The organism is Lacipirellula parvula, assembly GCF_009177095.1.
GTDB lineage: Bacteria > Planctomycetota > Planctomycetia > Pirellulales > Lacipirellulaceae > Lacipirellula > Lacipirellula parvula.
In genome coordinates this window covers 558,924-571,718 of record NZ_AP021861.1, presented here as the reverse complement: position 1 = coordinate 571,718, position 12,795 = coordinate 558,924, and the positions used below count along the sequence as shown (strand labels likewise).

Here is a 12,795-nt window from a genome sequence, read left to right as displayed (position 1 = left end):
CGTTCACGCGGCGCCGGTACACTCCGCGGCCGATTCCGTAAGGGCCCGTCCCATGTGGCGATTTCTGCGAACTCTCGTTCTCTGCGCGTCGGCAGCGCCGTGCCTCGCGGCGGAAGTTGCGCCGAAAACTCCCGGCGCCCAACCGAATACTCCCGCCGCTGCGAGCGAGAATCCCGAAGACGCCCCTGTCGTACGCATCGCGAATAACCACTGGGAGATCGGCCCCATCGCTGGGGCCGAGCAGTTTCCGGTGGCGCTCGGCGGTTACAGCGTCGTGGCGCTCCGCGATGCGCGCGAGTGGCTTCCCGGCCGCGGCGGCGAGGCGACGCGATTCGATGGACTTGAATACCACTTCGACAGTGCTCGCGAACGGCACATCTTTCTCTCGGCCCGCGAATCGTACATCCCAATGCTCGGCGGCGATTGCCCCGTCACTTACTTCGAAACGGGACAGCGCGTGCCGGGGAAGTTCGAATGCGGCACGCTCCACCGCCGTAGGCTCGTCTTCTTTGCGAACCCCGCGATGCAGCAAACGTTTGCGGCGAATCCAGAGAAATATGAGAACGCCGATCTCGTGCTCAGCGGCAACTCGGTCGTCAGCATGCTCGACGATCACAAGTGCGTGCCCGGCAATCCTGCGACGGTGCTGATTCATCGCGGGCTGCGTTACTACTTCGCCAACGATTTTGAGCGGCGGAAATTCCTCAAGGCGCCTGGCCGTTACGACGGCAGCGGCGAGCAAGTCGAACGTCCTAACCTGTTGATGCCAGACGCGCCGCCAACCAAATCGCAGCTCACGGCGCAAGCGTTCCAACAACGGCCGACGTCGCAACTCAATGGCTTCCGACCAACGACCAAAGACGATCGCGACGGCGCGCTCGGAGCCTTACCGGCAATGTCGGGCTACTGCCCCGTGTCGCTGCGGCAAGATGGAAGCTGGGTCCGCGGCCAAGCGGCCTACGGCGTCGAGTTCCGCGACATCACGTTCCTCACCGCCGGCGCCCGCGAACAAGAGATGCTGCAAAGCGATCCGACCGAGTACTTGCCGGCCAGCTGCGGCGAGTGCGCCGTGTCGCTCGTCGACCGCGCCGAGCATGTCCGCGGCAGCGTCTTCCACGCGGCTGAATTCGACGGCCGGCTGTTCATGTTCGCCGACGCGGCGATGAAGGCGAAGTTCAAAGCGAACCCGGCGAAGTATGCGATGGTCGACATCGCCGCCGAGGGGTTCTGTGCGGTGACGCTTGTCGACAAAGAAGAAAAGGTTCCGGGCGTGCAGCAGTTCGCGACCTGGTACGACGGAAAGACGTACCGCTTCGCCGGAGCGGCGGAGAAGGCGAAGTTTCTGGCGAATCCAGAGCAATACGCCGAGGATGCGGAGTAGGTTGGCTTATCCCTCTCCCTCGAAGGGAGAGGTTAGGTGAGGGATTTCTTCTCTCGCTAGCTCGCGCGCGAACTCCACTCGGAATTGTTGCGTCGGGAATCCCTCCCCTGGCCCCTCCCTTCGAGGGAGGGGAAACGGCGCCTACGTCGCCCAGTAACCGCCACGGGCGTGGTCGAACTTCGCGGCCGCGCCGCGAACCTCTTCTCGCAGTTGCCCATCGCGGAAAACTTCCTGCCCGCGGACCCACGTGCGGACGGGCAGGCCGACGAGCTCCACGCCATCCCACGCGCTCCAGCCGCACTTGGTGAATTGCTCTGCATTACGAACCGTGTGGCGACGATTAAGATCAACGAGCACGAGGTCGGCGTCGTACCCCTCGGCGATGCGGCCCTTGTCGACGATGTCCCACACACGAGCAGGGGCGTCGCACATCCAGTGGACGACTTGCTCCAGCGAGCAACGGCCGCGGTGAACTTCGTTGAGCATTAGCGCGAGGCTGTTTTCGACGATCGGCATCCCCGAGGGCGACTGCGGGTAGGGCTTTTGCTTTTCTTCCCACGTGTGCGGCGCGTGATCGGTGGCGATCACCTGAATCCGCCCGTCGCGCAGCGCATCCCAGAGTCGGCGATTGTCGTCGGCGCTCTTCAGCGACGGGTTCATCTGGGCGAGCGTTCCCAGCCGCGGATAGTCCTCGGTGTTGAGCAATAAGTGGTGTGGGCAAGCCTCGGCCGTGATCACGCGACTCGCAACGTCGGTTCCGACGCCGTCGTAAGCGCCAGTCCCTGCGAAGTAATCGCCGAGCACGTTCGTTTCATCGCCCGTCGACACGTGCAGCACATGAAACCGATGGCGATGGCGAATCGCGAGATCGATCGCCCGCCGCGTCGCGATCACCGCGGCACGGACGTCGCGAATCTGCGAGTGGACCGCCACGTCGGCGACGCCGCGGTAGCGCTCGGTATTGGCTCGGACGGTGGTTTCGTCCTCACAGTGGGCCGTGAGTGGCAGCGTCGTCTCGGCGAAGATGCGTTCGAGGGCTTCCTGGCCATCGACGAGCAAGTCGCCTGTGCTGGAACCGATGAAAATCTTGATGCCGGGGGTGCGCTGCGCGTGCTTCAGTTCGTCGATGTTATGCGGCGTAGCGCCGATGTAAAAGCCGTAGTTGACGAGCGACTTCTCGGCAGCGAGCGCGAGCTTCGCGTCGAGCAGTTCTTGCGTCGTCGCGTTCGGAACGGTGTTCGGCATCTCCAAGAAGGTGGTGACGCCTCCCTTGGCACAGGCCCGCGAGGCGGTGGCGAGATCTTCCTTGTGCGTGAGCCCCGGTTCGCGAAAGTGAACCTGATCGTCGATCACGCCTGGCAACAAATGAAGCCCCACGGCGTCGACGACTTCGTCGGCCGCTGTCTGGACTGCGGGATCAATCGCGGCGATGCGGTGATCTTCGATCAGCACGCTGATGGCGGCGACGCCGTTGGGAAAGACAACTTGGGCGTTTTTGATGAGCGTGCGCACAGGATGGGCGGAGGGTTCGGGGAGTCAGGAGAAATGATACCAGTAATAGGGTTATCTGGGTGCCACTGGCATCTTGCCAGTGCTGAAGCAGGTACTCGCTCGGCACTTCTCACTGGCAAGATGCCAGTGGCGCCCCTACGGCCTGTTCGAATGGTTAGCCTTCATCCACGGATTTCCCGCGCTGCTTGCCTTTGCCGATCCAGCCGCGGCGGCGGAAAAACCACAGCTGCCCGAGTGCGACGACGGCCATCAGGCCCATGGCGAATGGATATCCATACTTCCAGCGCAGCTCCGGCATGTCCCAGCCCGATTCGTGGGCGTCGAAGTTCATACCGTACACCCCGGCGATGAAGCTAAGCGGCATGAATATCGTCGAGATGATCGTCAGCACCTTGATCGTCTCGTTCATCCGGTTGCTGATCGACGTCGCATAGTAGTCGCGGAGGTCGCTGCCGGCGTCGCGGTAGTTCTCCAGCGTGTCCATGATCTGCACGGCGTGATCATGGCAATCGCGGAAGTGGATCAGCGTTTCTTGCGTGATCTGCTCGGGCGGGCTGCGGACGAGGTCGTCGATCGCGTCACGCAACGGCCAAACGATGCGGCGAAGTTGCCGGACGTCGTGTCGCAGGTCGCGCATCTGGGCGATGCAGGCGGGCTCGCTGTCGGCCTCGACTCGATCGTCCAATTCGTCAAACACTTCGCCGAGTTGCTCAAGCACAGGGAAGTACGAGTCGATCACCGCGTCGACCAGCGCGTAGAGCAAATAGTCGACGCCCGACGAGCGCGTCGTGCCATTGGTGACTTGCAATCGCTTGCGCACGATGTCGAAACAATTCCCGGCATGTTCGCGCCAGCTAAGCACAAATCCCTTGCCGGCGAACATGCTTACCTGCTCGAGGCAGAGGTCGCCGTTGTAGGTCGGAATTTGCGTGACGGCGAACAGATGGTGCGGGTAGTCTTCGACCTTCGAGCGTTGCGGCACAGTCGCCATGTCTTCCAGCGACAGGCGATGGAGACCGAGTAGTTCGCCCATCTCTTCGATAAGGGCCGCATCGCCGAGGCCGACGGCGTCGATCCACATCACCGGATATTTGTTCCGCAGCTCGCGAATCTGCGCGATCGTGGCGTTCCGCTTCTCGACGATCTGGTCGGGACCGTACGCCGTGACGTGCAGCAACGGCGCCAGCGCGCCTTCGGGGACGATGACGGTGCCGGGGCGGGTGTGCGGGTGGATCGTGTGATCGAACCGCTTCCGCTGCCGGGCCCGGTGGTTCGCACCGTTCTTCGATTTCTTCGACATACTCGGCGGACGAGACCGCCCTGTTAGGTGGAGCTGCTGGCCGATTGTCGCATCTGCCGACGCCGTTGACGATTCTCGATCTTTTGCTGACGGCGCGATTTTAGTTCGGGCTCGTCGAGCTTCGGCGGTTCGTTCTCGGTAACGCCCAACTCGCTACGGAGCCGCGTCAGCTCGTCGCCGAGGCGCTGCCGTTGGCTCGCGTACTCCGGCTGGCCGTAAACGCTGTGGAGTTCATCCGGATCGCTGACGAGGTCGAACAACTCCCACTGCTTCAGTTTGAAGTAGTGAATCAGCTTGTAGCGGCCATCGGTCACGCCGTAATGCTCGGCGACGTTGTGTTCGGCAGGCGGGCCTTCGTAGTACTGGTAGTAAAACGTCTTCCGCCAATCTTCGGGCGTTTCCCCCTTGAGGAGCGGCACGATGCTCGCCCCCTGCATGTCGTCGGGGGCGTCGACGCCGGCTGCGTCGAGGAACGTTTGGGCGAAGTCGACGTTCGAAACGATCCGCTCTTCGACCGTCCCCGGCTTCGCGACCTTCGGCCAACGAATGAGACAAGGCGTCCGCAGCGATTGTTCGTACATGAACCGCTTGTCGAACCAGCCATGCTCGCCGAGGTAGAACCCTTGGTCGCTCGCGTAGACGACGATGGTATTATCGGCGAGGCCCGCCGCGTCGAGGTACGCCAGTAGTTCGCCGACGCTGTCGTCAACCGACTGCACCGTGCTGAGGTAATCCTGCATGTAACGCTGGTACTTCCAGCGAATGAGTTCATCGCCTTCAAGCTTCGCCTCGGCGAACGCTTTGTTCACCGGTTCGTAGGCGGCGATCCACGCTTTTTGTTCGTCAGGGTTCAGGCGGCTCAGCATCGTGCGGCCGTAGTCGCTTTGCGGATCGTAGACCTTGAGATCTTCCTTGAGCCGCATCTCGTCGGCGATCCGCATCGTCGCCTGCTTCGCGGCGTCGGCGCGATCGCTGTAGTCGTCGAACAGCGTTTTCGGTTCGGGAAACTTGTGATCGGCGAACTTGCCGACGTGCTTCGAGCTAGCCGACCATTCGCGATGGGGCGACTTGTGTTGCACCATGAGCAGGAATGGTTTCTCGGCGTCGCGTTGCTTCAGCCAGTTGAGCGCCTTGCCGGTGATGACGTCGGCAACGTATCCCGGCTCGGTAACGCGGCCAGCGGCAGTGTCGAACTTCGGCGAATAGTAAAGCCCTTGCCCTGGCAGCACTTCCCAATGGTCGAAACCTTGCGGCTCGCTCTGCAGATGCCACTTACCGACGATCGCCGTTTGGTAGCCTGACTTTTGGAGGAGCTTGGGGAAGGTCGTCTGCTTGCCGTCGAAGATATCGCGGTTCGTGCAGAATCCGTTCTTGTGGCTGTACTTTCCCGTGAGGACGCACGCCCGGCTCGGTCCGCAAATCGAGTTGGTGACGTAGCAGCGATCGAAGCGGACGCCCTCTTTAGCGAGGCGATCGATATTCGGCGTCTCATTCAGCCCGCCGCCATAGGCGCTGACCGCCTGGTAGGCGTGATCATCGGTGAAGATGAACAGAATGTTCGGCTGCGAAGCGGCCTGGGCGATCGAACCGAGCAAAGCGGCGATCGCCAGCGCCATAACGGCGACGCCGCGAGGTCTGGAGCGAGGCATGTGGACCCGGGTGCTGTGAGGGAGAGGCCAGCGCATAGCTCCCCATTCTACCCGAACCTGCGCTCGTCGGTAGCGTCGCGGCAGATGGGCAATAAGGGGCGGCAGTACCGAGAAAACAGCGGCTTCTGCGGCCTTAGTTCCTCGCTTGCCGGCGGCCTTGCCCCGGCGGGCGGACGCTGGAGCCTGTTTCTCGCTGCGTCAGGACGTCGCCGAATTGTTCGCGAGCCCGCTCCGCGGCGGCGGTCAGGCGGGCGACAATCTCGGGATGCTCGGCTGCGACGTTCTTCGTTTCGCCGACGTCGTTCTGCAGGTCGTAAAGCTCGACGCCCGTCTGCGTCTGCTTGTACTCGACAGGGTAGCCCCCCTTGCCGCCCGGCTTTCCGTCGAGCGTGCGGTACGGATGCTTCAAATGGAGCTTCCAGCGTCCGTCGCGCACCGCGTGAAGTTCGCGACCGTAATAGCAGTAGAACTCTTTGTGCGGCGTCTTGGCGCCATCAACGCCAGTGATCAGCGGCCAAATATCTTTGCCGTCGATCGGACGCTCTGTCGATGGCTCGTCGCCGAGCAGCTTCGCCACCGTCGGCAACAAATCGAACGTCACGCAAAACTCGTCGCACTCGGTGCCGGCGGGAATCGTGCCCGGCATCCGCATGACGCAGGGGACGCGGTAGCCTCCTTCAAACATCGTTCCCTTTCCCTCTCGCAGCGGGCCGGCCGAACCGGCATGATCGCCGTAGTTAAGCCAGGGGCCGTTATCCGCAGTGAACACGACGAGCGTCTTTTCATCGAGGCCGTTTCGTTTGAGCGCGGCGAGAATCTCGCCTACGGACCAATCGAGTTCCATCACAGTATCGCCGAACAGACCCGCGCCGCTCTTTCCTTCAAACTCGGGCGACACGTACAGCGGCACATGCACCATCGAATGCGGCACGTAGAGAAAGAAGGGCTCCTTCGCGTGACGATCGATAAAGTCGACCGCGCGGCGAGTGTAATCCTTCGTGAGATGCGTTTGGTCCTCGCCGGTCACATCTTCATCGACGACTTCGTCGCCATCGAACAATCGCAAGTTCGGGTAATTGTTTTTCTTCTTCGGCGATTCGGGCGGCAGCTCTTCGCCGCGCGGTCCGCGGGGCCACATGTCGTTTGAGTAAGGCAGACCGTAGTATTCGTCAAACCCATGCTGCAGCGGCAGGAAGCGGCGGCGATCGCCGAGGTGCCACTTGCCAAAGATGGCGGTCGCATAGCCGTGGTCCTGACAAAGCTCCGCGAACGTCCGCTCTTTGTCGCTGATGCCGGTCTGCGAATCAGGCCGCAAGGCGCCGAGAATACTCACGCGTTCGGGATAGCAGCCGGTCAGCAATGCGGCCCGCGAGGCGGAACAGACGGCCGTTGCGGAATGGAAGTCGGTGAACTTTCGCCCCTCCGCCGCCATGCGATCGAGATTCGGCGTCTTGTAAGCGGTGGCGCCGAAGGGGCCGATGTCGGCGTAGCCCATGTCGTCGATGAAAATCACGACGACGTTGGGACGCTCGGGCGGCGCTGCGGCTTGCGACGAGGTTGAGCTGAGCGCTACGCAAGCCAAACCGACGACCGTAAGCAATCGTGCGACAAGCACGCGCTGGGGCACAACATTCATCGACAAGATTCCTCGCATAGCGCATCCAAGATGAAAAGACTTCGGCTGCAGAGATCCCTCTAGCCTACAGCATTTGCCGCACCAGTGGTAACGAGCGATGCGTCAATGACGACGGCGGGGCAGGGCGTTCAGCGCATGCTGCGAATTCACACGGCTAGCCGCGGGATCCGACGGGCGCAACACTGTCTCATTTCACGGCCTCTCTCTGCTCCAGGAGTTCACCGACTTCTGCTATGCTGAATGGCGATCTTGTCGTACTGGCGGCCAACGCCGAGCGAGAACAATCGCAGGAGTTCAACAGATGCCTACCGATCCTCAATCGTCGAACATCATTACCCGCCGCAGCTGCCTGCAATGGGGCGCCTTCGGAGCGGCCGCGGCGCCGCTGCTTAGCTTCGGCGCCGGCTCGGCCGTCGCAGCCGCGCCCGCGGAGCGGCAACGGACATTGCGGTTCGCGCATCTGACCGACATTCACGTCAAGCCCGAGCAAGGCGCTGGCGATGGTTTGGCCCAGTGTCTGCACCATGTTCAATCGCACAAAGATCCGGTGGAGCTGATCGTCACCGGCGGCGACGCGGTATTCGATGCGTTTGGCGCCACGCACCAGCGGAGCCAGCAGCTTGCCAATCTGCTAAACACGGTCTTTAAACAAGACTGCTCGCTCCCCGTGCAACATTGCCTCGGCAATCACGATGGCCGCGGCTGGGACGATTCGGAGTTTGCCGGCAAGGCGTGGGCGCTGGAGATGTACGGCCTGGCAAAGCCATACCATACGTTCGAGCAGGGCGGATGGAAGTTCATCGTTCTCGACAGCGTCCGTCCGTTCGAGAAGCGCTACACCAGCGGCCTCGACGCCGAGCAGCGGGCGTGGCTAGAAACCGAGTTGGAGCAAACGCCGAAGACGACGCCGATTGTCGTTGTCTCGCACATTCCGATCATCTCCGTCACGCCGTTTTCGTTTGATCACGAAGCCGTCACCGAAGACTATCAGCGCGTCCCCGGCGGCCTGTTGCACCTCGACGGGACGGCGCTGCACACGCTGTTCAAAAAGCATGGCAATGTGAAGCTCTGCCTCAGCGGTCACATGCACCTGAACGATCGCTGCGACGTCGACGGCATCACCTACATTTGCGACGGCGCCGTCTGCGGCGACTGGTGGAACGGCGATCCGCGGCGCAGCGACGAAGGCTACGGGTTGATCGACCTCTACAGCGACGGGACGTTCGAGCATGCCTACTTGCCGTTCGACTGGAAGGTCCGTGCGTAAACGGCGTCCTCGCGGATAACCATTCCCGCAGGCGCCAACGATTAGCCGGAGGCGTTGCGAGCCTCTCCACATTTCCAAGCCGAGCGCGACGCTGCCCGGACCGCGTGGCGGTGCGGCTACTCTTCTTATCCTCTGCTGGCATTGCGTCGATTGGTGGTTTACCGAAGGCCTGAAGCCTTCGGCTCGCCTTGTGCCGCGATATGGCTCGCGGTGCTAGTACCCGCGATTTCTCGGCAATTCTGGCCGGCGGGCGAACTTTACGAAGTTAATATGAATTTTTCTGTAAGGTTCCCTGCCGCCGCCGCATAGCGTGCGGGGCAGGAAGGGCGGACGACGGCGCATGATGCGCCGATGATTTCTATTTCCGCATTTCCACCAACCCCGGTTTGGCCGCCGTGAGCGAAAAGCCGCTGAGCCCTGATCAGTTTGTCGTGCTCATCGCACGACATGAACGCCGCGTGCGGTCGTTCATCGTTTCGCTCGCCGCCGCCAGCGCCGACGCCGTCGACGAAGTCGTTCAGGCAACTTATCTCGTCGCTTGGCAGAAGCTCCACACGTTTACTTACGTCGAGGCGACCCCCGACGAAGAATTGGTGAGATGGATGTGCACGATCGCCCGGTTCGAACTGATGAGCTACTCGCGACGCTACGGATCGTCGCGGGTCTCGTTCGACGACCGCTTGATCGAGCAGATCGCCGCCGTTCACGCCGAGACTTCCGACTTCCTTGAATCCCGCCACCAAGCACTGCGAGGCTGTTTGGAAAAGCTGCCGCAGAGGCAGCGCGAAATGCTCGGCCAACGTTACTGGCGCGGGCTTTCGGTTCAACAACTCGCCGCCGGTCGCGGCCAGGACGTCAACGCCGTCTACACGGCGCTCTCTCGCATTCGCAAAGGGCTGGAACGCTGTATTCGCGTTTCGTTACGCCAGGAAGGCTACCCTCAATGAGCATCGACTTTCCCAACGACGAACTCGAACCGCTGCTCGATCAGCTGACGATCGCCGATCTCGACGCGACGGAGTGGGAACGTCTGCGTACGCTGATCGCCGACAACCCTGCGGCTCAACGGCGCTACCTGGAAGCCATCCACCTCCGCGAGGGGCTGGCGTATCTCCTGTTGCACGAACCACTTGTTGCAGGCGATGCCTCGGCCCCTTCGCCGGCGGAAACTTCCGTCGGGCCGAGCCTCGCCGCGGCGTCACGACGCGATGCGTCAGCGGAAGCCTCGACGGCGACGCCGCGGGTTCGCCATCTTAAGTCGCGTTGGTTTCCTTCCTGGGCTGCGGCTGCCGGCATCGCGTTCGTCGCCGGGGCAGCGGCCGTGGCCCTCTTTCAACAAGGCTGGGCGCCCCTGCTGGCAGAGAAAGAACAAGAGACGCCGCGAACCGTCGCCCCGGTGGCGGCCTCGCCAGTGCCGCTGCTGCAAGAAACGCAGCTCGGCAAAATCAGCGGCCTGTCGCTCGACGCCTCAGCGGAAGCGATCAGCTCCTCGATGCAAGTCGGCCAGGTGCTCCGCTGCGGCGAAGTGGTGCAGATACCCGTCGGCTTCATGCGGATTCAGCTCGACGACGGTCCGGAGCTACTAATTGAAGGTCCTGCTGAGTTTTCGCTCGTCGGCAACGAAAGCGTCTTTGTCCGCAGCGGCCGGCTCTCTGCGCGCGGCGGACAACGACTGTTGCTGCAAACGCCGCTCCTCACCGCCGAATGTCTCGACGCCAGCGTCGCGTTCGAAGCCTCCGATGACGATTCCGCGTCGATCTATGTCTCCGAGGGGGTCGTCACGCTGATGACGACGCCGCAGGAGCGCGTCGAAGGCGAGAAGATTCGCGTGCTCCACTCTGGCGAAGGGATCGTGGCTGAACCAAGTAGCGCCAAAGGCGCGTTGCGTACGACTGATCGCGGGCCGCTGCCGCGAATCGTCACCGAGTGGAGCGACATTGAAAAGCAGCTCAGCAAGTACCAGCAGCTCGTCCTCGGCGATCGTCCGGTTGCCTACTGGCCGCTGTACCGCGTGCGGAAGAATCGCCGCGTGCTCGACCTCACTCAAAATGGCCATGACGGGTTGCCGATTGGCAACTGGCCTGCCGAGTTGAAAGAAAATGACGACGCGGACGATGCGGAGCGCGGCGTTTACTTCAACGGCGAAAGCTACATCGAACCCGACCGTAAGCCGCCGGTGAACTTGCAGAACGGCTTCGCCATTGAGGGCTGGGCTCGTCCCGAGGGCCCTGCACAATACCAAGCGATTTTCACCTCACGGTGGGTGCTCGAATCGTACACGCCGAACCAGCAATGCTTCGGCATCACGCTCTACGCAGGCGACAACAACCAGTGGGAATTCTGGACCGGCGTCGGCAAGCGAGGCAAACTCTGGAACGTCATGGAGTCGCCCAAGAAGATCGACCGCGAAGAGTGGTCGCACGTTGTCGGCGTGTTTACGCCGACGGATGTTTCTGAACCTGGCTTCATGCGAGGCATCGGCCGGCTGTACGTCAACGGCGAAGAAGTGCTGCAGCACGAACAAGAAGTGTCGCTCACCGACTTCGACTGGCCGGCGCGGATCGGCGCCGCCGAGTTCGTGCCGCGATATCTCACGTCGTGGCTGTTCAAAGGTCGCTTAAGCGACATCGCTCTTTACGGATATCCGCTCGAACCGCAGCGGATTAAGGAACACTATCAGGTTGGACAGCCGACGGTTTCCTCGAAGACCTCCGCGCTTCGCCCGTCCTCGCCTTGGCTGTTGGCCTCGCTCGGAAGGAGCTCGGCACCATGAGTTGTTCTCTTCGCACTCCAACGCGTGCGTCGCAACGGCGCGACAATCGCCGACGGGGCTTCACGCTCGTCGAGCTGCTGGTGGTAATCGCCATCATCGGCGTGCTGGTGGCACTGCTGCTGCCGGCGGTTCAGGCGGCGCGTGAGGCGGCGCGGCGAAGGAGTTGCACGAACAATCTGAAGCAGCTTGGCCTAGCTATGCTCAACTACGAGAGCGCCAAAAAGCTGTTGCCGGCCGGACAAACTTCACGAATTGCCAGTGGCCCGACGGATCCTGCTTATCTCTCTGTGCAGGTGCAATTGCTCCCTTACTTCGAGCAAGAAGCGTTGCGTCGGCAGATCCGTGAGAAAGAAAACCAATACAGCGATGCGAACTTGCTCGCGCAAGCGAATCAACCGCCGACGTACCTTTGCCCGACCGACAATTCATCGGCCCGCTCGATGCCGCTAGGCTGGACGAACTACTTCGCGAATTCCGGCACTTGGGTTCGTTGGAAAGGCTGGGACGGCGTCTTCGGCCCGGTGGTGGGCGAAGGCAACGCCGACGCACTGCCTGCGATCTCACTGGCTCAGGTTGCCGACGGCACGAGCAATACCGCCGCCTTCTCGGAAGCGGTGGCGGGACTCGCGCCAGACATTGCTTCGCCCGGCGCCGGCGACCCGCTCGGCGATTGCTACGAGTTCGGCGGCTTGCCTTCATCGCGCACGCTGGCCGGATTGCGAAGCGCATTCCTCGCAAAAAGCTCCAGCACCGCCTCGATCCCTTGGAGCGGCGAGTGGCGATACCGCGGCTATCCCTGGGGCGAAGGAACGATGTGGCGCAGCTGGTACAACCACATCGTTCCACCGAACTCGACCTGCTGGCTCCCCGCCGGCGATTTTTGGGAACTGATCGCGCCGGCCAGCAGCCGTCACACGGGGGTCGTCAACGTCGCGATGTGCGACGGGAGCGTTCAAACCGTCGCCGACGGCATCGACGTCGAGGTCTGGACAAGCCAAGGGACGCGCGACTCTGGCGACGGCAACGGCTCGTAGTTCTCGCGGTTCACTCGGCCCACCGCGTACATCAGGAGAGACAATATGTCCGCATTTCAAAAACTTCTTAGCAATCCCGCCGCGTTTGCGCTGGCAGCTTTGCTGACAACTTCCCTCGGCTGCGGTTCGGCGGAGACCGCCGACAAAACGCCCGAAGACTTGGAAAAAATTCGAACCGAAATGAAAGCCACCACGGATCGCGAGTTGTCGGGCAGCAAGTAACCGTATGGTCTTGACCAGCGA

Annotated in this window: 10 protein-coding genes; 6 read left to right on the top strand and 4 right to left on the bottom strand. The window is 62.1% G+C overall.

Annotated features, from left to right (window positions below; all coding sequences use genetic code 11):
- Window positions 1-52: 52 nt before the first annotated feature.
- A complete protein-coding gene (locus tag PLANPX_RS02165) occupies window positions 53-1,381 on the top strand; it encodes a hypothetical protein (RefSeq protein WP_152097136.1) in 1,329 nt (442 codons plus the stop codon).
- Between the two features lie 141 nt (window positions 1,382-1,522).
- Here PLANPX_RS02165 and PLANPX_RS02160 read toward each other — a convergent pair whose 3' ends face one another.
- From PLANPX_RS02160 to PLANPX_RS02145, 4 genes are all read right to left on the bottom strand, one after another.
- Window positions 1,523-2,893 (bottom strand): dihydroorotase, encoded by a 1,371-nt coding sequence (locus PLANPX_RS02160; RefSeq protein ID WP_152097135.1) that lies wholly within the window; start codon window positions 2,891-2,893, stop codon window positions 1,523-1,525.
- Between the two features lie 154 nt (window positions 2,894-3,047).
- Window positions 3,048-4,193, bottom strand: a complete 1,146-nt coding sequence (gene corA / locus PLANPX_RS02155; protein WP_152097134.1) for a magnesium/cobalt transporter CorA — start codon at window positions 4,191-4,193, stop codon at window positions 3,048-3,050.
- 23 nt (window positions 4,194-4,216) lie between these two features.
- Window positions 4,217-5,842, bottom strand: a complete 1,626-nt coding sequence (locus PLANPX_RS02150) for a sulfatase (RefSeq protein WP_198421837.1) — start codon at window positions 5,840-5,842, stop codon at window positions 4,217-4,219.
- A 133-nt stretch (window positions 5,843-5,975) separates the two neighbouring features.
- On the bottom strand, window positions 5,976-7,478 hold the full coding sequence (locus PLANPX_RS02145) for a sulfatase (RefSeq protein ID WP_152097133.1): 1,503 nt from the start codon (window positions 7,476-7,478) through the stop codon (window positions 5,976-5,978).
- Window positions 7,479-7,779: 301 nt separating this feature from the next.
- Between PLANPX_RS02145 and PLANPX_RS02140 the strand changes: the two genes are divergently transcribed.
- From PLANPX_RS02140 to PLANPX_RS27110, 5 genes are all read left to right on the top strand, one after another.
- The gene (locus tag PLANPX_RS02140) at window positions 7,780-8,745 is read left to right on the top strand and encodes a metallophosphoesterase family protein (protein WP_152097132.1); all 966 of its coding nucleotides are present in this window, start codon (window positions 7,780-7,782) and stop codon (window positions 8,743-8,745) included.
- Window positions 8,746-9,140: 395 nt separating this feature from the next.
- A complete protein-coding gene (locus tag PLANPX_RS02135; protein WP_172991810.1) occupies window positions 9,141-9,692 on the top strand; it encodes a sigma-70 family RNA polymerase sigma factor in 552 nt (183 codons plus the stop codon).
- On the top strand, window positions 9,689-11,518 hold the full coding sequence (locus tag PLANPX_RS02130) for a LamG domain-containing protein (protein ID WP_152097130.1): 1,830 nt from the start codon (window positions 9,689-9,691) through the stop codon (window positions 11,516-11,518). Before PLANPX_RS02135 ends, PLANPX_RS02130 begins: the two co-directional genes overlap by 4 nt.
- The gene (locus PLANPX_RS02125) at window positions 11,515-12,552 is read left to right on the top strand and encodes a DUF1559 domain-containing protein (RefSeq protein WP_152097129.1); all 1,038 of its coding nucleotides are present in this window, start codon (window positions 11,515-11,517) and stop codon (window positions 12,550-12,552) included. The genes PLANPX_RS02130 and PLANPX_RS02125 overlap by 4 nt, the downstream gene beginning before the upstream one ends.
- 45 nt (window positions 12,553-12,597) lie before the next feature.
- Complete coding sequence (locus tag PLANPX_RS27110) at window positions 12,598-12,774, top strand: hypothetical protein (protein ID WP_172991809.1); 177 nt, start codon at window positions 12,598-12,600, stop codon at window positions 12,772-12,774.
- The last annotated feature ends 21 nt before the right edge of the window (window positions 12,775-12,795 follow it).

Coding starts and splice junctions, on each gene's coding strand:
- PLANPX_RS02165 (WP_152097136.1), top strand. CDS start 53: ATGTGGCGATTTCTGCGAACTCTCGTTCTCTGCGCGTCGGCAGCGCCG.
- PLANPX_RS02150 (WP_198421837.1), bottom strand. CDS start 5,842: ATGCCTCGCTCCAGACCTCGCGGCGTCGCCGTTATGGCGCTGGCGATC.
- PLANPX_RS02140 (WP_152097132.1), top strand. CDS start 7,780: ATGCCTACCGATCCTCAATCGTCGAACATCATTACCCGCCGCAGCTGC.
- PLANPX_RS27110 (WP_172991809.1), top strand. CDS start 12,598: ATGTCCGCATTTCAAAAACTTCTTAGCAATCCCGCCGCGTTTGCGCTG.
- PLANPX_RS02130 (WP_152097130.1), top strand. CDS start 9,689: ATGAGCATCGACTTTCCCAACGACGAACTCGAACCGCTGCTCGATCAG.
- PLANPX_RS02125 (WP_152097129.1), top strand. CDS start 11,515: ATGAGTTGTTCTCTTCGCACTCCAACGCGTGCGTCGCAACGGCGCGAC.
- corA (WP_152097134.1), bottom strand. CDS start 4,193: ATGTCGAAGAAATCGAAGAACGGTGCGAACCACCGGGCCCGGCAGCGG.
- PLANPX_RS02145 (WP_152097133.1), bottom strand. CDS start 7,478: ATGAATGTTGTGCCCCAGCGCGTGCTTGTCGCACGATTGCTTACGGTC.